A 20,607-nucleotide genomic window follows, 5' to 3' on the forward strand; every position below is an offset into this window, starting at 1 on the left:
CGCCCCGTATCTGTTTATTGCGCTATCTTAGGGCCACATTACGCTTTCTCCATCGTTTCAGATACCACCTTATTAACAAAGTTCTTTTTTGCCGGCCTGCAAAGAGGCTCTTTCCGCCAGAGCATGCATCTTATTTTCTTTCGCTCATGCAAGACTGGTCTTGCATTGGATTCACAGGGTGTATGCATACATTGACATTTCTAACTGATAAAATCTGGAAAAACATGCCTTTCTGTCTCCACGGGAAGGTTTTTTTATTCCCCCGCAAAACGCGCCCCATCGATAACGGCTATACGTTTCAGCCAGATCCTTACCAACCATACCATTTGCCCCAAAAACACGAGCGCCGCGCCGATCAGCACCCATACCTTAAATGTATTCATTTCAACGGCGTAAGTAAAAAACAGCATGAAGCAGATATACATGGCCGCGCGGCTGGCCACGGAAATGGCCGCAAATACTTTCAGGCGGGAGGAGTAGGCTGCCAGCACCCCGCGCAGGTGTTTTCCTTTCAGCACATTCATGGCCTGAACAATGCCCGCAATATTGTGGAGCACGATAAAACCAAATGCGCCGCACAACAGCAGGTTAAGGTAAAATGGTTTTTGGTGCCCGTCGAAAGCGTCGTAATAAAACGCCAGGAACAGCACGAACAAGGAGGTTTCCATTATCATCTGGAACAAAACGTTGCGGCGTACCGGCATTTTGCGGAGATACGTTTTCAGTTCTTCTGGGCTTTTATGGCCCGCGCCCATATTTTGCCAGGCGGCTTTTAAATCTTCCATGATCAGGATTTTACATGTTTTTTAATTTTGGCGCGCACCCTGTTGAGCCGCACGCCAACGTTGTTTTCCGTGATACCGGTGATCTCGGCGATCTCGGCGTAGCTCAGGTCTTCCAGGTACAAGGCCATCAGTGCCTTTTCCGCCGCGTCCAGCGGGGCGAGCAATTCCAGCAGCCTGTTCTCTTCCGCCTGCGAAGGCACTTCTGGCAGCGCGGGCATGTATACGATGGCCGGCCGCCTGCGCCTGAAATGTACCAGGGCGGTGCTTAACGCGATCTTGTAAAGCCAGGTGGAAAACTTCGAACGCGCCTCGTAACCGGGCAGGCTTTTCCACAGTTGGTACACGATCTCCTGGAACAGGTCTTCCCGGTCTTCGGGCACGTCCCGGTACAGCCGGCATATTTTAAAAATGATGCCTTCGTGTTCGGCCAGCAGCTGCAGAAATTGCCTTTCGTCCATAATCTTTCGGTATTCGTTTCCCGGTTAGTTGCGGAAAAAAGGGAAAACTTACAAAACAGGCAAAAAAAATCCCGGCGGTGTGCCGGGACGGTTCATTATTTTTTAGCGGTGAACCGCTTGATGGGAGTGAGCATTATTTTCCGGAACTCCACTTCGGCCCCTTCCGCCTGCAGCGCGATGCTGCCTTTGGAAGTGGTGATGTCGTAGCCGCTGTTCACCAGGTCGCCGTTCACCCACACCATGATCCTGTTCCCCACGCATTCGATTACCATGGTGTTCCATTCACCGAGGGGTTTTTCGGAATCGTCCGTGCGGTTTTTTACGCGGCGGGTAGTGCCGTCTACCACGCCCCATTTTTCTTTCGGGCCGCGGTATACTGCCATGCTGTCCACCGTCACGTTTTCGCCGATGCACCAGAAATCGCCCGCGTTTTTATGCATCATCTGCACTTCGAGCGATTTGGGGAACATATCGTACAGCACGCGGGGAGTAGACGCATGCACCAATACGCCGCAGTTGCCGGGTTTTCCGGCGAAACGGTATTCGGTTTCGAGGCGGTAGTCGTGATAGGAAGCGTCTGTAATGAGGTGGCCGTTAGGCCTGCCGAGGCTTACCAGCATGCCGTTCCGGACGATAAAGGGGTTGATGGCGCCGGTATCCTTGTCCAGCGCGGGCACGTCTACGTGCCAGCCGGTAAGGTCTTTGCCGTTGAAAAGGCTGCGGGTCTGCGCAGAACATAACGTGGCGCCGCAAAGCAGCATAGCGGAAATAACAAAAGTTTTCATATATGGAAGATATAAAATTTTATGTCTATTTTGTCTGCCGCTCACCACGTCAATTATTTAACAGGTCTATGAAGAAACTACTTATTTTGCTTTTCGTGGCTTCTGTCGCGAAAGCACAGGAATGGAAACCCGTACCGGGGAAAATCAGCACGCCGTGGGCTGAACAGCTCAACCCGGCCAGTACGCTGGCCGAATACCCGCGCCCGCAGTTCGTGCGCGACAGCTGGAAAAACCTCAACGGCTTATGGAATTATGCGCTCACTGCCCGCAACGCCGGCGCGCCAACCGCATGGCAGGGCAAGATACTGGTGCCTTTCGCGATCGAATCCTCGCTGTCTGGCGTAGGTAAAACGGTCGGTAAAGACCAGGTGCTGTGGTACCAGCAAACCTTCGAGCTGCCCGCCGGCGCCAAAGCCCGCAAAACACTGCTGCATTTCGGCGCGGTGGACTGGAAAGCGGACGTTTATGTGAACGGTCAGCTGGCCGGCACACATACCGGCGGTTTCGACCCGTTTTCTTTCGATATCACCCCGCTGCTTAAAAAAGGAAAAAAGCAGGAGCTGACCGTGAAGGTCTGGGACCCGACGGACGAAGGCCCGCAGCCCCGTGGCAAGCAGGTACGCAAGCCCGAAGGCATCTGGTATACGCCGGTAACCGGCATCTGGCAGACCGTTTGGCTCGAAACCGTGCCCGGCACGTATCTTTCCTCCGTTCGTCAAACGCCGGACATCGACGCTAAAACGCTGACTTTGTCGAGCATCGTTGTAAATCCCGCGCAGGACGATAAAGTGGTGTTTTCCGCCTGGAAAGGCGCCGAAAAAGTGGCCGAAGTGGAAGCCGCCCCCGGCGCTACGGCTGTTTTGAACATCGCCGACCCGCATTTGTGGAGCCCTTCAGATCCTTTCCTGTACGACCTGAAAATGAGCATCGTGCGGAAAGGCAAAGCGGTAGACGAAGTGCAGGGTTATTTCGCGATGCGCAAGATCTCTCTCGGGAAAGACGCACAGGGCATTCAGCGGATGCTGCTCAACAACAAATTCCTTTTCCAGTACGGCCCGCTCGACCAGGGCTGGTGGCCGGACGGGCTGTATACCGCGCCCACGGACGAAGCGTTGAAGTTCGACGTGGAGAAAACCAAAGCCATGGGTTTTAACATGATCCGCAAACACATTAAAGTGGAGCCGGCGCGCTGGTACCACCATTGCGATAAACTGGGCGTGCTCGTTTGGCAGGACATGCCGAGCGGCGACCTGGGCAACCGCTGGGAACAGCGCCCGGGCATCGTGGGCCGTCAAACCGACCAGAAACGCAGCCCCGAATCCGAAAAACATTACCGCGAAGAGTGGGACAGGATCATGCATGTGCTGCACAATGTGCCTTCCATCGTGGTGTGGGTGCCGTTCAACGAAGCCTGGGGCCAGTTCAAAACAAAAGAGATCACCGAGTGGACGATGAAAAACGACCCTTCGCGCCTGGTGAACAGCGCCAGCGGCGGCAACTTCGTGCATACCGGCCATATCATCGACCTGCACAACTATCCTGATCCCGTAATGCCCGATCCCGAGATCTACGGCAAAACCGACCAGGCGATCGTACTGGGCGAGTTCGGCGGGCTGGGCCTGCCGGTAGACGGGCATGTGTGGCAGCAGAAGGACAACTGGGGCTACCAGACCTTCAAAACCGCGCAGGAGCTGTTCGCGCGTTACAGCGTTTATATGAACAAGCTGGAAGACCTGATCAAAATGGGCCTTTCCGCCGCCGTGTACACACAAACCACGGACGTGGAAGTGGAAACCAACGGGCTGATGACCTACGACCGCAAGGTGTTCAAAAATCCCGTGGAATCGTTCAGCAAGGTGCATGAAAAACTGTACCAGGCGGGACTGGTGACCATGCCGTAAACAAAAAATATTGCAAATAAGGGCGGCGCCCGGTTGTTTCAGCTGAAACGGCCGGGCGTTGTTCGTTTCAGGCGGCCGTTCAACTTATCCAGACCTTTCCGCGGAAAGAAACTTCCTTCCGCCGGGCGATTCGTACCGGTCGTGTAACAACTTTAGGGCGGAATGAACGAATCTGAGTATATTCGGCCCCTAAAACCAACCGGTAACAAAAGTCACTGTTTATGAAACGAAACTTTCTATTGCTGACGCTTGCCGCCACAAGCGTCTTCTCCTTTGCCGAAAACCCTGTACTGGCCCAGCCCAAGCAGGCCACCACAAAAAACGCCACTGGAGAGAAATTCCCCGCCGATCCCGATGTGAAGATCGGGAAACTGGCAAACGGCCTCACTTATTACATCCGCCGCAACGTAGAGCCCCGCAACCGCGCAGTGCTGTACATGGCCCTCAAAGCGGGTTCCCTCATGGAAAGCGACGCCCAGCAAGGGCTTGCGCACTTCACGGAGCATATGGCCTTTAACGGTACCAAAGATTTTCCCAAAAACGAACTGATCAATTACCTGCAGAAAGCGGGCGTGAAGTTCGGGGCTGACCTCAACGCCTATACGTCGTTCGACCAGACCGTGTACCAGCTGCCCATCCCGACAGACAGCACGGCGCTGTTCCACAACGGTTTCAAGATCCTCGCCAACTGGGCCGGGCACATCAGCATGGAAGACACGGACATCGACGAGGAAAGGGGTATTATCGTGGAAGAAGAGCGCCAGCGAGGCAAAAATGCACAGTCGCGCATGCAGAAGGAAGCGCTGCCGGTGATCCTGCATGGTTCCCGCTACGCGGAGCGTATTCCCATCGGCAAACTGGACATTATCCAGAACTTCAGGCACCAGGAGATCAAATCTTTTTACAAAGACTGGTACCGCCCCAACCTGCAGGCTGTGATCGCCGTGGGCGACTTCGATGTTGCGCAGGTGGAAGCGCTGATCAAAGAAAATTTCAGTTCGCTGAAAAATCCCGCCGGTGCCAAACCGCACCAGGTGTACGGGGTACCCGATAATAAAGAACCGATGGTGAAATTCATCACCGACAAAGAATTTCCCTACAACGTGGCTGCCGTTACCTTCCGTCATCATTCCAAACCCACCCGCACTACCGCGGACGTGAAAAGCGGCATGATCGTATCGATGGTGAACGCCATGGTAGGCACGCGCATCCAGGAGCTGAAACAGAAAGGCACCGCGCCCTTCGTGGAAGGCCAGCTGAGCTACGGCCCCTGGCAGGGCGGCCTGGTGAACGGGCTGAACGCGCTCTCCGTGATCGCCGTTACCAAAGACGCTTCAGAGATCAGCAAAGGACTGGCCGGCGTAATGGCGGAAGCCGAACGAATGGCGCAATTCGGTTTTACCGCATCAGAACTGGAAGTGGTGAAAAAGAACATCGATGCGGCCAACGAAAGGGCTTACAAGGAAAAAGACAAAATTCCTTCCGCCAGCTTCGTGCAGGCTTACCTGAAAAACTTCATGTACGAATCGCCTATAATCAGCCCGGATGTACGTTATAACCTCACCAAAAAATTCCTGGCAGAGATCACGCTCGACGATGTGAACAAAGCCGCGAAAAAAATGGTGAAGGAAGAAAACGTGACCGTACTGGTGCAGGCGCCGGAAAAAGATAAAGACAAGCTGCCTACCGCCGCGCAATTGCTGGAAGGTTTGCAGAACGCGGGCAAAGGTCTTACCGCTTATGTAGACCAGGCCGTGAACAAACCCCTGTTGGAAAAGAAACCGGCTGCGGGCAAAGTGGTGAGCACAGACAAGATCGAAAAGATCGGCGTAACCAAACTCACGCTGAGCAACGGTGTGCAGGTATACCTCAAACCGACCGATTTTAAGAACGACCAGATCATGTTCACCTCCTTCCGCCCCGGCGGCACCTCGCTGATATCCGATAACGATTACAAAGCGATGAACTATGCCGGCAATATTCCCGGCGACGGCATCGGCGAGTTCGAGGTGACCACGCTGCGCAAAATGCTGGCCGGCACCACCGCGGGCGCTTCAAGTTACCTGAACGAGCTGTACGAAGGTTTCAGCGGCAGCGCATCGCCGAAAGACCTGGAAACCGCGCTGCAGCTGGTGTACGCATACGCTACCAACCCACGCAAAGACCCGGTGGCGTTCAAAAAGAACATGGACGATTATAAAGTGTTCCTCCAGAATGCAGACGATGCGCCGGATAACGTATTCGGCGACACCATCGCCGCCGTGTTCTCTTCCAACAACCCGCGCGAGAAAAAACCGACCGTGGCAGACCTGGACCAGATCAGCCTCGACCGTTCCTTCGAGTTCTACAAAAGCCGTTTTGCGGATGCAAGCGGCCAGACCTTCATATTCGTGGGCAACTTCGATGTGGCGCAGGTCACGCCGCTGCTGGAAACCTACCTGGGCGGCCTGCCTTCAGCGAACGGTACCAGCAAGTTCGTAGACCGCGGCGTGCGCCCGCTTACCGGCAACACCACCCGCATCGTAAAAAAAGGCATCGAAGACAAGGCGCAGGTGCGGCTGTTCTTCTACGGCGAATACGAATTTGCGCCGCAGACCAACATGCAGCTCAGCGCCCTCAGCGACATCCTCGAGTTTAAAGTGCTGGAGCGCCTCCGCGAAAAAGAAAGCGGTGTGTACAGCCCGAACGTAGGCATCGCTTACGAAAAACTGCCTTACGCCAACTACGGCCTCACTATTTCGTTCAGCTGCGCATCCGCGAATGTGGACAAACTGGTGGCCGCTACGCTCGACGAGATCGAGAAGATCAAAAAAGAAGGCGCTACCGCGGTAGACGTGGAGAAATTCAAAGCGGAAAGCCGCAGGGCCATGGAAGTGAGCCTGAGAGAGAACGGCTTCTGGCTGAACTACCTCACCAGCAAGATCAAAGACGGCGAAGACCCGACTTCCGTGCTTACACAAAACGAGCGCCTGCAAAAAGTAACGCCCGAAAGCGTGAAAGAAACGGCGAACAAATATCTCAGCAACGCCAACTATTTCAAAGCAGTGCTGATGCCTGAAAAATAATCCTGAACAGGTTAAATACTGAAAAGGGCTGTCTCGCACAAGAGACAGCCCTTTTTGATTAATTTCGCGGCCATGACGGAGATATTGTTGCTGTGCCTGGTGGCATTCGGGGCGGGTTTTATCGATGCGATCGTGGGCGGCGGCGGATTGCTGCAAACGCCCGCGCTGATGGTGATCTTGCCGCAATACCCGGTGGCTACGCTGCTGGGCACCACCAAACTGCCTTCCATGTCCGGCACCGCGTTCGCCGCATGGCGGTATACGCGGCATGTGCGGCTCAACTGGCGGCTGGTAGCTTTTGTGGCCATGCTGGCCTTCAGCGGGGCGCTGCTCGGCGCGTATTGCGTTACGCTGATCGACAATTCCATCACCAAACCCGTCATTTTTTTCGTGCTGCTCGGCGTGGCGGCGTACACGTATTTCAACAAAACGTTCGGCCAGCCCACGGGCCGCGAGCACAGCACCAACACGCAGCTATTGCTGGGCCTGCTGTTTGGCTTCATTATCGGGTTTTACGACGGGCTGATAGGGCCGGGGGCGGGCACTTTTTTTATACTGATGTTCATTACCTGCATGGGCTACGACTTCCTGCACGCCAGCGCGAGCGCCAAACTCATCAATATCTCCACCAACCTTGCCGCACTGTGTTTTTTCGGAAGCACAGGGCATGTGCTGCTGCAGTTTGCCATCCCCATGGCGGTTTGCAACGTCGCCGGGGCGTACTTCGGCACAAGGCTCGCCCTGCTGCGCGGCAACAAGTTCATCAGGCTGTTTTTCCTCGGCGTGGTGTTGGCCACCATGCTGCGTTTCGCCTGGGATATCTACCGTTTGTATTTCAAATGATCTATCGTTCCTGCTTCATCTCGTTGATCCATTGCACGATGAGGGCGACGCCTTCCTTGTGTATCAGCGTTCTTGCCAGTTCCGGCATGGCCGTGCCCGGTTCGGTGCTGTTCATGCGATGGGCGAGGATGGAAGCGCCCGCATTGCCCGGCACGATGTCGAAATCGAGGCCGCCGGCGCCGTTGCCCGCGGATACAGGGCCTTTCAGGATGCCGAGGTGCGCGGGCTGCTGCTGGTCGTATTCGAGGAACAGGCCGGTATTGTCCGCATCACCGCCTTTGGTGTGGCAATGGGCGCAGTTTACATCCAGGTAGGCGCGGGCGCGCTGCGGGACAGTGAAATGCAGGCTGTCTGTCCACACCGGAAGGGCAGGTACTTTCGCAATGTCCGGCATGCCCGGTAAAATGCCTGCGGCGGCCCATGCCAGCAATTGTTCGCCTTCGCCGTAATGGAGGTTGCGCGCTTTCGGGCCGATGGGCAGCAGCGTGCCGTTGCTGGAATGACAGCGTTTGCAATCGTTGGTGTTCGGCATCTGGTACACGGTGCTTACGCGTTGGTTGTGATCGTCGAGCAGGGTAATGGGCAGCTGTTTGCCGGCGATCCATTTATCGGCGTCGGTCTGCTGTTCGTTCCAGAGATAGTTCATCACTTTCCATTTGCCGTCCTGCGCGTCTTTGTGCAGCAGCCGCGTTTCGATCAGGACCTTTCTGCCCGCCGTGTCGCGGTACGCGAAGTTTTTGATGATATAGGCGCCCGCCGGGAAATCGATCGCCCCGCTGTCGCGGTATTGCATAGCGGTGCCTTCGGGCAGCACGATGAAACGGTCTTTCAGCGCATAATCGGTAAACAGCGGCGTGGCCAGCTCGTATCGGTGTACGCGGGCTTCCGGCTGCAGTTCGTTCAGTTTTCCTTTAAAAAATCCGTAGTCAGACAACTTTTCCTTAAAAACGGGAAGAGCCGCGGGTTTTTTAGGCCCGCAGCTGTAAAGGGTCGGCATAGACAGGATCAATACGATCACAAAAAATCTCATCACAAAAAATTATTTACAGGTAAAAGCGGTCATGTCTGTGGACGGGCTCCATTTCGGTTTGCCCATGTTCGTCGCGTCCACGTTCACGAACAAATTATCGCCGGTTTGCCGGATGCAGATGGAATCGGGATTGAGGTGTTTTTCCTGCGTCAGCATATTGGTGGAAATACCGTCGTACACGATCATGGGAATGCGCTGTTTCATGGCCTGCTCGATGGCAACCAGTATTTTGCCCGTATGGTGCGTGTACACCGGTTCCGGGAATTTGTCGCCCATTTCCAGCGTATTGTCGTGGATCAGTACGTTTTTCGAAATGGGAAAATAATTCGCATTGATCTTTTCACCGGCCTTTTCATCTACAAAAAAACCGGACACGAGAATGATCGCGCTGGAGTTGTTGTTGATCACGCGGTTGTTGTACAGCTCGATGTTCGACGTGGCCTGGATGATCACCCCGCTGCCGGGCGCCGCGTTGCCCACGCCCCAGGTAGTGCCGAAACTGCCGGATTTTGCGAAGTTCCTTTCATTGTTGTCGTGGATGAAATTGTTGTACGCCTTCACCTGCCCGCCGCGCTGGCTCAGGTCCGGCAGGTCGAAAATGAGGAAACCTGCCGTGTTGCCGTAAAATTCATTGTCGTACACTTCGGCGTTGGTCGTGTTCTCGATCTCGCAGCCGGCCACGTTCTTAAAAGCTTTGCTTTTCCGCACGATGGCTTTGTTGGACTGCCCTACGTAAATGCCCGCATCAGATGCGCCCTGTGCGTAACAGTTCTCTACCAGCACGTTCGTGCAAAGCACGGGGTAAATGCCGTAGCCGCCGCTGGTGGAATCGGATACGGACCAGACGGCGTGCAGGTTGGAGATGGTTACGTCTTTGCTTTTGTTGACTTTCAGCAGGTCGCCTTTGGAATCTTTGATGGTCATGCCGCTGATCTCGAAACCTTCCACTTCGGCCACGCGGATGCCTTCGCCACCCTGCGTTTGCGCGGAGAAGTCCAGCAGCGTTTTATCCGGCCCGGCACCGGTAATGCGGATGTGTTTCAGCTGCACGAGGCTGAGGTTATTGAATTTGTATGTGCCTGCTTTCAGCTCGAGGCTGCTGCTGTCCGTCATGGTCAGGAACGCTTCGGTGATCTTCGTTTCTTCGCCGGGGCCGAAGCTGAGCCGTGTTTTGTAGCCGTCTTCAGGCTGTTTTTCGGGTGCCGCGCATCCTGCCAGGAGGGCTAACAGTAGAATAGAGTATCGCATGATGATATTTTTTTAAAAAACATTGTAAGCGAACGTTGCGTAATACACCCCGCCGATGCCCGGGCTGCCGAAGCCGGTGTAATAATATTTATTCGTCAGGTTCGTGGCGCCGAGCTTGATGCGCGAGCGGGCTTTGGTCAATTTATAACTTACCTGTGCATCCAGCACTACATTCGCGTCTATCGTGCCGCTCGCGAAACCGATGGAATAAAAGTACGCGGGGCGGTAACGGAGACTGGTGTTGAAAGAAAATACCTGGTTCTTCCCAAAACCCGTATTGCCGAATTCCACGTTGAACTTCCAGTTGGGCGTGTTGAAATTATTGATCTGGCTGTTGTTCCTGTTTTTGAGAAAATCCGAAGAGAAATTGGCTTTCGCCATGAAGTTGCGGCTGAGGTCCACGCTCACGCTGGCGGCATATCCGTACGTATTCACTTTTTCCGCGCCGTTATATGCAATATTATAGGAAATATATTTACTGCGCTCCTTAAAGGCCGTAACATCGTCCGTACCGGGCGTATTGGCCACGTTTACATACCCGATGAAATTTTTCCAGGTGCTGTAATATCCCAGTACGTCTACCAGCACACAGCTGCCGAAAAGACCGGAATATCCCAGCTCGAACGCGTCCACGCTCTGCGGTTTGATGTCTCTCGGGTTGAACCGCTCGAGTTTCGAGGGATCGTCGGTCTGCTGGTATTCCGTTACGCTGCTGAGCAGGTAGGGCGGGTATTCGTCGAATTGGTACTCGCCGTACAATAGCCTGCCCGAGCCGCCGGAAGCGTAGGAATTGTAATCCACCAGCGTGCTTTGCAGGCTCTGGATGTTGGACGGGAAACTGTACGCGTTCTGGTATGAAAAACGGATGAAATGTTCTTTCGCCACTTCCTGCACGGCGGAAACCCGGGTGGTGATGCGCGGTTTTTCGAACAGGGTGTTTTTGTCGTACCGGAAAGCCGCTCCCAGCCTGAGTTTGTTGTCGATCAATTTTTTGGAAAGATGCGCATAGGCGCTGTATTCCGCCACGTCTATCGGGCCGTTTTTGTCCGGGAAAAGCGTGCCTTTCGAATCGAGCTTGTACATCCGGTAATTCAGTCCGGCGATCAGTTCCACCCAGGAAACCAGTTTCGTGAAATTGTACTGGAACTCGGCGTTGTACAGCCTGCTGCGATCGAGGAACAGCGTGCCGCCCTGCGAGGTGGGCAGCCCTGCGATGCTGTCTTTGAGCCGGTTGAACGTGGCGCTGCCGGCTTCGGGCCGTCCCTGGTCGGCAAATTGGCGGGCCGCCCAATGGGCTTCGTCAAGACTGCTGCCTGTGGCCAGCGCCTGCAGCAGCGCGCCGGTGTATTGCGGGTACCAGCCGTCCATGGTGGAAGGGTTGAAACTGGGCTTCCAGGCTTCGTTGAGCAGCTGCATGGTAGGACTGGCGATGATCGTGTTGCCGGAATTTTCCTGAGAGGTGTACCCGCGCAGGAACCATTGTTCGCTCCTCAGCTCGGCGCGGTACTGGCTGATCTTGTAACCGGTGAGCGCGTACCGGGTGTCGTTGCTGTACACGGCGTTGCCGCTGCCGTAAGTGCCGGATACGATGGCTTCCAGCCGGGGCCGGATCTTGTAACGCACTTCCGCGTTGAGTTTCAGCAGCTTGGCTTCGTTGCTGAGATAACCGTATTCCGGGTAACCGGTGCGCGCCACGTAGTTGGAAGGTTTCTCCAGCAGCGGATCGATAATGGGCGCCAGCGAAGGGTCTTGCGCAAGAGCGGCTTCCAGGAAAGGATTGATGTCTACGGAAGTTTTGCTGCCGTAGGAGTTCACGCCGTTATAATTCGGGTCGGTGTATTTAGTGCCGGTGCTGTTGGTATTGCTGGTGTCCGCAGCCAGCCAGTCTTTGGCGAGGGTGTATTGTACGTTCACTTTGAAGGCCAGCTTGTCGTTGATCTTTTTGGCCCAGCGCACCGTCCAGTCGTAATACGGCGAAGGCCCCATGGGGTCGTTGCCTTTTCCTTTTTTGATGTGGTTTACGCCTTGTGTGATTTGAAAACTGAGGCCCTGGTATTTAAAGGGGTCTTTGCCCGTCATTACCATGGTGCCGTTCAGCCCGCGCGAGCCGTACAGGGCGGAAGACGCGCCGGAGAGCACTTCGAGGTTGTCCACATCCAGCTCGGTAAGCCCGATGGAAGCGCCCAGCGGGAAGTTGAGGCCGGGCGCCTGGTTGTCCATCCCGTCCACGATCTGCGTGAAATTGGTGTTGCCGCTGGTATTGAAGCCGCGGGTGGTAACGGTGGTGAAGGTGAGGCTCGATGTGGTGATGTCTACTCCTTTCAGTCCCTGCAGCATGTTGTAATAATTGGTCTGCGCGGAATTGATGATGTCTTTGTTGTCGATCCTTTCGATGGTGACCGGCGATTCGATCTTGCGTTGTACGTGGCGGCTGGCGGACACGACCACTTCGTTGCCCAGGATGGAGGCGGGCTCCAGCGTTATTTTCAGCGGTTCGGTATTGGTGACGGCAATTTCGCGGCTGGTGAAGCCGATGGAGCTGATCACGAGGGTAAGAGGCAGGGGCGCGTGAACGGTGAAACGGAAATTCCCCTGGTCGTTGGTATAATCGCCGTAGGGGGTGTTTTGGGCTTTGACAGACACGGCGGGGATCACTTCGCCCGTCGTGCTGTTCCGGATGTTGCCGGAGATCACGTGCTGGGCGTTTGCCCCGGTTATGGCGGCGCAAAAAGCGAAGACTGACAGTAGCATCGTTTTGATCATGGTCAGGGTATTTTGGTTGGAATGGTAGCAGCGATATTAGGGAAAAGGGGGCTGTGGCGCAGGGGGTAAGGGCCGTTCCGGGGTGAAGGGAGGGAGTTGCGGGGTGAAATTTCCCTGCCGGGGTAAACCGGTGAGCATAACAGGTTGAATCCCTGCAATATTGCTGCCGCGGGAAAAAGGAAACAGTGAAGATTTTGTTATGCCGGCTGTCCGAAAGTCAGCAGGTTATTGTCGGGGTCAAGCAGGGCGAATTCTTTCTGCCCCCAGGGCTTAGCCTCCAATTTCCCGTTGGGATGAATGGTTACCTTATTGTCCAGCAGGGATTTATACAAGGCGTCGATATCGTTTGTGCGGATATAGACCTGTCCGTAATTTTCTGCCGGGTCAAGCGCTTTAAACTCGAAAAAATGAATGTGGATATTGTCTTTTTCCACCATCAGGTAGCCCGCATAGTCGGCATTTCCAAATTCCCGGAAACCTAACTGACCGATGTAGAAGGCCCTTGTTGCGGCTTTGTTGCGCATGGGTAATTTCGGATGTATGGCTGTAAGCATATTTCTTTTGTGTATCGTAATGCGTTCGTTCCCCTGAAATCAGTCCGGCGTAAACCTTTGCTGGAATTCCGGCAGGTAAGAAGTGGATACCGGCACGGCGATTTCGTTCAGCCCGTCAAGCAGCAGCGTATAAGCTTTGCCGTTCTTTTTGAAAAGCAGCACTTTGGAAAGGTTCACCATGTAAGACCGGTGCGCCCTTCCAAAACCGTAGCCAGCCAGCTGCGGCTCCAGCTTCTTTAGCGAGCTGCGGATCAGTTCCTTTTTCACCGCGCCGCCATTGCGGTAATACACATGCACATAATTATCTTCCGCCTTGAGCAGCAGCAGGCTGGAAGGATGCAGCGTCATCGCCAGTTTGTCGTATTCGTCGCGGATATGCAGCTCTTCGGGAATAACTGCGGAAGCGGGAACGGGCGCCTGGGCAAGGTGCTTCAGTTTCCCCGCGGCCGCGCGCCCCTGGAACCACAGCAACGCCATGGCATAAGGCAGCGCCATCACCCCGAAGCCGTATTTCAGCGTATCCATATATTCCGGCCACGAAAATTCCAGGTAATCGTGCAGGCTCACATTCACCACGTTCACGATCAGCGCCACCAGCATCACTTCGCCGGTAAACCAGCAGAGGAACTGCATATGCGTGAGCGGCCTTTTCCCCTTCAGCCTCACCAGCCCGAACTGCGAAATACCCATGCCCGCGATGCCGCACAGCGAAAACGAGGCGAACACCCCGGCCACCGTCAGCGGTCCGCCGCCATACCACTGGTTCATGTTAAAAGGAGAGAAGATGTACATGAAAAGAAAACTGAACACCCCGCAGAACAGGATCAGGAAAATCCTGTTGCCCACAGGGTCCAGCAGGTGAAAAGGCGCTTTCAGCCAGCCGGGCAGCGCCATGCCGCCGTTCATCGGGATAGTGAGCGTGTTTTTCATGCGCGTGGATTTGCATTTAAGGTAGAATTCTTTTTTGAATTATGAAATTTCTTCCCGTTTGCATCTTCCTCAAAACGATCCCATGTTCCTGACCGCCTTGTACATTGTTTCGCTCACCACCGGCGCCATCGCCGCGCCGCAGGGTTTCCAGCGCATTCCCCAGCCTCAAGGCTCCTTCGGCGAATGGCTGCGCAATACTTCCCTCAAACCGAACAACACCGTCTATCTTTTCAACGGTCGCCCCAAAAACAACCAGCAGGCGCAATACGCGGTGCTCGATATTCCCGTGGGCAAACGGGACCTTCAGCAATGCGCGGACGCGGTGATGCGGCTGTACGCTGAATTCCGTTTTTCGAAAGGGGAGTACGGCCATATTGTGTTTCATGCCACAGACGGCACGCTGATGGATTATGAAGGCTGGCGCAAGGGCGACCGTTTCGTGCTGTCCGGCAACCGCCTCGTGCGCAAATGCAGCGCCGCCGCCTGCAATACCCGCGCCTGTTTCGAGCAATACCTCGAAACTGTGTTTGCTTACGCCGGCACGCTTTCGCTCGAACGCGAGCTGAAACCCGCCACGGAAATAAACCCGGGCGACGTGTTCATCCAGGGCGGCTCGCCCGGCCACGCCGTGATCGTGATGGACGTGGCGCAGAACGCCGGAGGACAGCGCGTCTTTTTGCTGGCGCAGAGTTACATGCCCGCGCAGGATATCCATATCCTGAAAAATCCCGCTTCTTCCTCGCCATGGTACGGCAACACGCCGCAACAGGCGCTGCAAACGCCGGAATGGGACTTCCCCGCAGGGTCGCTGCGGCGTTTCAAATGACAAACACGTTATACTATTTTAACAAAGCGGGAAAAGTATCGGAAAGATATACGAAAGCTAAATCCACAGCGAGGGAGCGTTATAGGTGAGCCGGACCTGGTCCGCCCCTGGAACGGGAAAAAAACATCATGCAGGCACAAAAAAAAGGCCGGTCAAATCTGACCGGCCCGGTAAACGATATATTAAGCAAGCTTAATCGATGCGTCTAACATTAACAGCATTCATGCCTTTCCTTCCTTCCTGCAGTTCAAACTCCACGCGGTCATCCTGCTGGATCTCATGAATGAGACCATTAACGTGTACAAAGGTTTCTTTTGCTGATTCATCATGTTTGATGAAACCGAAACCTTTGGTTTCGTTGAAGAACTTTACAGTTCCTGTGAATTTTTGTTCCATTGTGTAAAAATTAAAAATAAATGGTCACGAAGGTATGATTAATAATCTGTTACACCTAATATTAGAAAATACAATTTCCGCGCGCTGTGAAATAGTTGTTTATAGATGTGATATTACGATCATGTGTGCTTTTTCACCTTCCTGCCCCATTTATTTTATTGTACCTTTGCGCCAATTATACCAGAAAATCATGATCAGAACGGGTGCTTACAACCTATTAAAAGTGAAAAAAGAAACGGACTTCGGCGTGTTCCTCGACGGCGGCGACCAGGAGATCCTTCTTCCCAAACGTTATGTGCCCCGCGGCACAAAACCCGGCGACGAGCTGGAAGTATTCCTCTATCATGATTCCGAGAACAGGCTCATCGCCACTACAGACAAACCTTTCGGCATCGTGGGCGACATCGTGAGCCTCAAAGCCGTAAGCACTACGCCGCAAGGCGCTTTCCTCGACTGGGGACTGATGAAAGACCTTTTCGTGCCCAAATCGCAGCAATATTCCACCATGGTCAACGGGCAGGAATACCTCGTGCGCATTTACCTGGATGAACTCACCGGCCGTGTGGCCGCCACCGAAAAGATCGATCAGTATCTCAGCAATGAAGAACTTACCGTAAAGGAAAAAGACGTGGTGGACCTGGTGATCTACCGCCGGACGGACATCGGTTTCGTTTGCATCATCAACAACTTGCACACCGGCATTTTGCATTACAGCGACCAGTTCAAACCGATGGATATCGGCGACCGCTTCAAGGGTTTTGTAAAAGCCGTGAAGGAAGGGAATAAAGTGGATGTGGTGGCGGGGCAGTCCGGCTACAAAAAAGTGGAAGACGAAGGCGAGAAAATACTGCGGCTGCTGCGCGAGCACGACGGTTACCTGCCTTACCACGACAAGTCCGACCCGGAAGAGATCTACGCGTTTTTCGGCATGAGCAAAAAAACGTTTAAAATGACGACGGGCAGTTTATACAAACAACAAAAGATCGCTTTCACCAAAACCGGCATCCAGCTGGTGGAAGGCGCGTAACAATACACATTATGAAAGATTTTAAGCAGCATTTCGTGATACCGGCCCCGCCGGAAGAAGTGTACCGCGCGCTCACTTACGCGCCCACCATCCAGCTGTGGACGGGCGACAAGGTGGAAATGAGCACCGAGCCGGGCTCAGAGTTCTCGCTCTGGGATGGCAGCATTTCCGGGCGCAACCTCGAATTCGAGGAAGGCCGGAAAATCGTGCAGGAATGGTATTTCGGGGAACAGGAAACCCCTTCCATCGTAACCATTATTTTGCACCCGCATAAAAAAGGCACCTCCGCCGAGCTGAAACACAGCAACATTCCCGACGAAGATTTCGACGATATCACGGAAGGCTGGAAAGACGCGTATTTCGGCTCGCTGATCGATTTTTACGAAGAATAGGAAATGAAGACCGCCACCATCAACGAACTGAAAAAGGAACTGGCCGCCGTGCCGCATGCGCAGCTGGTGGAGCTTTGCCTGAGACTGGCCAAATACAAAAAAGAAAGCAAGGAACTGCTCACGTATCTTTTGTTCGAATCGCACAGTATCGACGGTTATATCGCCTCCGTGAAAGAGTTCATCGCGCTGGAATTCGATTCCCTTTCCACCACGCACCTGTACCATTCAAAGAAAACTTTGCGGAAAATTCTCCGCATCACGAACAAACATATTAGATTTACCGGATCAAAACAGGCTGAAACGGAACTCCTGCTTTTCTTCTGCCAGAAAATGCGCCGCAGCGGCTTAAAGATCGGCGCCAGCGTTCAGTTGGCGAATCTTTACCAGCAACAGCTGCGCAAGATCGAAAAAGCGATAGAAAACCAGCACGAAGACCTGCAGTTCGATTACCGTAAACAGCTCGATGCGTTAACATTTATTTAATCCACAACGTATGATCTCCCGCAGAAATTTCCTTGAGATGACCCTGAAGGGCATCGTGCTCATCGGTGCAGGCAATACCCTGCAATCCTTTGCCCCCGAAGGTTTCACGCTGCCCGCCAAAAAGAAGGTGAAGTTCCGTTTTGCGCTCGCGTCTGACGGGCATTACGGCCAGCCTAAAACGCCTTATTACGAAAACCACCAGCGTATGGTGAAGTGGCTGAACAAGGAAAAGAAAGGCCGCGGCCTGGATATGGCGGTGATCAACGGCGACCTTTTTCACAACGATCCCAAATTCCTGCCCGACGTGAAAGCCACCTGGAGCAAGCTTGCCATGCCCTTCGTGGTGTCTCACGGCAACCACGACATGATCCCCGAGCCCGAATGGCTCAAAACCTTCGGCACGGCCTGGCACCACGACTTTGAAAAAGAAGATTGCGGTTTTATCGTGCTTAACACGGCGGACGTGGAAGGGAAATATATCTGTCCCGACCTGGACTGGACCAAAGCCCGGCTGGACATGTACAAAAACAAAAAACACCTTTTCGTGATCATGCACATCACACCCATTAAATGGACGGAGCACGGCATCGACTGTCCCGAACTGGTGGAGATGTTCAGCAAACAAGCCAACCTCAAAGCCGTGTTCCACGGTCACGACCATGCGGAAGACGGCATGAAGGAAAAGGACGGTAAACACTATTTCTTCGACAGCCACATTGCGGGAAGTTGGGGAACGCCTTATTACGGCTACCGCGTGGTGGAAGTGCTGGAAGACGGCGAAGTGCTGTGTTACCAGGTGAACCCCGATGTGAAAGAGCCGGTGAACAGTAATATTTTAGCGGAAACTGGGTCAATTTTGACAAAATAAAGTGTGTAAAGGAAATCCTTTATACCTTATGCGCAGAAGTTTCCACGAGATATGAAATACATGTGCACACTACGCTTCGTGCTCATTTGCCTGCTGCTCAGCGCGGGCGCACGGGCGCAATTACAATGGAAGGAAGTAGAGCCCGGCATCTGGAAAGCCACCGCCGGGCAACCTGAAAAGGTGACCCTTCTCAGCGTGGCCAATAACAAGGCCGGCAAATCCGCTTTACAGGCCCTTCCGGCCGCTTCGTTCCCGCTGCCGGAGGCAGACATCGCCGTTACTTACCGCGACGGCAAAGTGTACCTGCGTTTTCCGCTGGAAAGAGACGAACAGCTCTTTGGCCTCGGCCTCAACTTCAAGACCGTGAACCAGCGCGGCCGGGTAAGCCAGCTGCATATGGACCACTACGGCGGGAAAGACGACGGGCGCACGCATGCTCCCGTTCCGTTTTATGTGTCCAGCCGGGGATACGGCGTATTGGTGGATGCCGCGCGTTATCTGACCGTTTACGCCGGCACCGCGGTGCGCGTAGATACGAAGAACCCGCCCGAGCTGCAAGACCGCAATACCGACAAAAACTGGGATTCGCAGCCCTATTCCGACGCAGTGGAAATACTTGTGCCCGCCGCGGGCGCCGATATCTATATCTTCGGCGGCCCCACTGCCATGAACGCCGTGCAGCGCTACAACCTGTTCAACGGCGGCGGTTACCTTCCGCCCAAATGGGGCCTGGGTTTTACGCAAAGGGTGCCCACATTGTATTCGCAGGCAGACATTCTCCGCGAAGCCGCCGAATTCGAAAAGCACAACTTCCCGCTGGACTTCATCGGCGTAGAGCCGGGCTGGCATTCCATGGCGTATCCCTGCACCTTCGAGTGGGACAGCAAACGTTTCCCCGACCCACAGGGCTTCATCAACGACCTGATGGCCAAAGGCGTGCGCGCCAATCTCTGGCTGAACCCGTACGTGTCGCCCAAAAGCTCGCTCTATCCCAAAGTGAAACCGTTTTCCGGCAGCCATACGGTGTGGAACGGCATCGTGGCGGATTTTACCATGCCCGAAGCGCGGCAGCTGTTCAAGGAACATTTCATCAAAAATCATATATCCCTCGGCGTTAGCGGTTATAAAATAGACGAAAACGACGGGTACGACAAATGGCTCTGGCCGGACGTGGCCACGTTCCCCTCCGGCACCAGCGCCGAGCAGATGCGGCAGATCTACGGCATCGCCATGCAGAAAATGACGGACGAATGGTTCCGCGAACAGAACCGCCGCACATACGGACTGGTAAGGGCTTCCAACGCCGGCGCCAGCAACTTTCCCTACGTGATCTACAACGATTATTATTCGCATCCCGACTTCATCACCGCGCTCGTCAACAGCAGCTTCATCGGCGTGTTGTGGACGCCCGAAGTGCGCGCTTCCAAAAGCGCGGAAGAGTGGGTGAGAAGAATGCAAAGCGTTTGTTTTTCGCCCATGGCCATGCTCAACGCCTGGGCAGACGGCACCAAACCCTGGTCGTTCCCCGAAGTGGAAAAAGCCGTGCAGGACGTAGCCATGCTGCGCATGCGCCTCCTGCCTTACCTGTATTCCACTTTTGCGCAGTATCATTTCGAAGGAAAACCGCCTTTCCGCTCCATGAACCTCGTGGACGGTTTCGCGTACACCCCGCAGGTAAGCGGCGGCAAGCTGGACGCAACGCTCAACCCATACGAAGCCAAAACCCGCTCCGACCTGAAGGATCAATACATGATGGGCGACAATCTCATCGTGGCGCCTTTTTTCGCCGAACAGAAAAGCCGCAAGGTATACCTGCCGAAAGGCAAGTGGTACGACTTTTATACCGGCAAACTGGCGGGGGAAGACGAGGTGATCACCGTAACCGCCGAGCTGGACAAAATACCGCTGTACGTGCGCGATGGCGGCATCATACCCATGATCCCCGCGCGCAGGCAGGCCCCGAAAGCAGGAGAGGTGCTGCCGCTGGAAGTACGTGTGTATGGCTCCGCACCCGGTACGTTTGAGCTGTACGACGACGATGGCGTGAGCTTCGATTTCGAAAAAGGCGCTTTCAGCCGCGTAATGCTGAAGGCCGGCGCCGGCAAAGGCACGATGAGCGCGCCGCAAACCGGCAAACCGTTCGGCTACCAGAAAAAGATAAGCTGGACGTTCATGACCAAATAACAATCAAAGACAATACAGTCCCGGTACGGTTGCGGCCCGCCGGCCGCAACCGTTTTTTGCACCTACTCC

At 54.3% G+C, this 20,607-nt stretch carries 18 protein-coding genes; 9 read left to right on the forward strand and 9 right to left on the reverse strand.

Annotated elements, in window-relative coordinates:
* Positions 1 to 254 precede the first annotated feature (254 nt).
* The 3 genes from J7I43_RS05670 to J7I43_RS05680 form a co-directional block, all read right to left on the reverse strand.
* Positions 255 to 785, reverse strand: a complete 531-nt coding sequence (locus J7I43_RS05670) for a hypothetical protein (protein ID WP_209144124.1) — start codon at positions 783 to 785, stop codon at positions 255 to 257.
* A 2-nt stretch (positions 786 to 787) separates the two neighbouring features.
* Positions 788 to 1,243 (reverse strand): RNA polymerase sigma factor, encoded by a 456-nt coding sequence (locus J7I43_RS05675; RefSeq protein WP_209144127.1) that lies wholly within the window; start codon positions 1,241 to 1,243, stop codon positions 788 to 790.
* Positions 1,244 to 1,338: 95 nt separating this feature from the next.
* Positions 1,339 to 2,028 (reverse strand): 3-keto-disaccharide hydrolase, encoded by a 690-nt coding sequence (locus J7I43_RS05680; RefSeq protein WP_209144129.1) that lies wholly within the window; start codon positions 2,026 to 2,028, stop codon positions 1,339 to 1,341.
* A 68-nt stretch (positions 2,029 to 2,096) separates the two neighbouring features.
* On the opposite strand from J7I43_RS05680, the gene J7I43_RS05685 reads away from it, so the two are divergent.
* The 3 genes from J7I43_RS05685 (at position 2,097) to J7I43_RS05695 (ending at position 7,837) form a co-directional block, all read left to right on the forward strand.
* Entirely contained in the window at positions 2,097 to 3,929 is a 1,833-nt protein-coding gene (locus J7I43_RS05685; protein ID WP_209144131.1) for a glycoside hydrolase family 2 protein, read from the forward strand.
* 221 nt (positions 3,930 to 4,150) lie between these two features.
* Positions 4,151 to 6,994, forward strand: coding sequence for a M16 family metallopeptidase (locus tag J7I43_RS05690; protein ID WP_209144133.1), 2,844 nt, complete (start codon positions 4,151 to 4,153; stop codon positions 6,992 to 6,994).
* Positions 6,995 to 7,066: 72 nt separating this feature from the next.
* Positions 7,067 to 7,837: a sulfite exporter TauE/SafE family protein gene (locus J7I43_RS05695; RefSeq protein WP_209144135.1), complete on the forward strand. Its 771-nt coding sequence runs from the start codon at positions 7,067 to 7,069 to the stop codon at positions 7,835 to 7,837.
* 1 nt (position 7,838) lies between these two features.
* On the opposite strand, the gene J7I43_RS05700 is transcribed toward J7I43_RS05695, so the two are convergent.
* The 5 genes from J7I43_RS05700 to J7I43_RS05720 all read right to left on the reverse strand — a co-directional run bounded on the left by J7I43_RS05700 (position 7,839) and on the right by J7I43_RS05720 (position 14,362).
* On the reverse strand, positions 7,839 to 8,867 hold the full coding sequence (locus J7I43_RS05700; RefSeq protein ID WP_236023330.1) for an SO2930 family diheme c-type cytochrome: 1,029 nt from the start codon (positions 8,865 to 8,867) through the stop codon (positions 7,839 to 7,841).
* Between the two features lie 9 nt (positions 8,868 to 8,876).
* Entirely contained in the window at positions 8,877 to 10,115 is a 1,239-nt protein-coding gene (locus J7I43_RS05705; protein ID WP_209144139.1) for a parallel beta-helix domain-containing protein, read from the reverse strand.
* Between the two features lie 12 nt (positions 10,116 to 10,127).
* Positions 10,128 to 12,878, reverse strand: a complete 2,751-nt coding sequence (locus J7I43_RS05710) for a TonB-dependent receptor (RefSeq protein WP_209144141.1) — start codon at positions 12,876 to 12,878, stop codon at positions 10,128 to 10,130.
* Positions 12,879 to 13,075: 197 nt separating this feature from the next.
* Positions 13,076 to 13,432, reverse strand: a complete 357-nt coding sequence (locus J7I43_RS05715; RefSeq protein WP_209144143.1) for a bleomycin resistance protein — start codon at positions 13,430 to 13,432, stop codon at positions 13,076 to 13,078.
* A gap of 39 nt (positions 13,433 to 13,471) precedes the next feature.
* Complete coding sequence (locus tag J7I43_RS05720) at positions 13,472 to 14,362, reverse strand: LytR/AlgR family response regulator transcription factor (protein WP_209144145.1); 891 nt, start codon at positions 14,360 to 14,362, stop codon at positions 13,472 to 13,474.
* An 82-nt stretch (positions 14,363 to 14,444) separates the two neighbouring features.
* Here J7I43_RS05720 and J7I43_RS05725 point away from each other — a divergent pair, with 82 nt between their 5' ends.
* Positions 14,445 to 15,188 (forward strand): DUF4846 domain-containing protein, encoded by a 744-nt coding sequence (locus tag J7I43_RS05725; RefSeq protein WP_209144147.1) that lies wholly within the window; start codon positions 14,445 to 14,447, stop codon positions 15,186 to 15,188.
* Positions 15,189 to 15,380: 192 nt separating this feature from the next.
* On the opposite strand, the gene J7I43_RS05730 is transcribed toward J7I43_RS05725, so the two are convergent.
* Positions 15,381 to 15,584, reverse strand: coding sequence for a cold-shock protein (locus tag J7I43_RS05730; protein WP_146864444.1), 204 nt, complete (start codon positions 15,582 to 15,584; stop codon positions 15,381 to 15,383).
* 190 nt (positions 15,585 to 15,774) lie between these two features.
* On the opposite strand from J7I43_RS05730, the gene J7I43_RS05735 reads away from it, so the two are divergent.
* The 5 genes from J7I43_RS05735 to J7I43_RS05755 are packed head-to-tail and all read left to right on the forward strand — an operon-like array spanning position 15,775 to position 20,538.
* Positions 15,775 to 16,611, forward strand: a complete 837-nt coding sequence (locus tag J7I43_RS05735) for a CvfB family protein (RefSeq protein WP_209144149.1) — start codon at positions 15,775 to 15,777, stop codon at positions 16,609 to 16,611.
* An 11-nt stretch (positions 16,612 to 16,622) separates the two neighbouring features.
* On the forward strand, positions 16,623 to 17,003 hold the full coding sequence (locus tag J7I43_RS05740; protein WP_209144151.1) for an SRPBCC domain-containing protein: 381 nt from the start codon (positions 16,623 to 16,625) through the stop codon (positions 17,001 to 17,003).
* A gap of 3 nt (positions 17,004 to 17,006) precedes the next feature.
* Entirely contained in the window at positions 17,007 to 17,486 is a 480-nt protein-coding gene (locus tag J7I43_RS05745) for a hypothetical protein (protein WP_209144153.1), read from the forward strand.
* A 10-nt stretch (positions 17,487 to 17,496) separates the two neighbouring features.
* On the forward strand, positions 17,497 to 18,354 hold the full coding sequence (locus tag J7I43_RS05750; protein ID WP_209144155.1) for a metallophosphoesterase family protein: 858 nt from the start codon (positions 17,497 to 17,499) through the stop codon (positions 18,352 to 18,354).
* A 60-nt stretch (positions 18,355 to 18,414) separates the two neighbouring features.
* Positions 18,415 to 20,538 carry a TIM-barrel domain-containing protein gene (locus J7I43_RS05755; RefSeq protein ID WP_209144157.1) on the forward strand — a complete coding sequence of 708 codons (2,124 nt, stop codon included), beginning with the start codon at positions 18,415 to 18,417 and terminating at the stop codon, positions 20,536 to 20,538.
* The last annotated feature ends 69 nt before the right edge of the window (positions 20,539 to 20,607 follow it).

This window comes from Chitinophaga chungangae (assembly GCF_017742215.1).
GTDB lineage: Bacteria > Bacteroidota > Bacteroidia > Chitinophagales > Chitinophagaceae > Chitinophaga > Chitinophaga chungangae.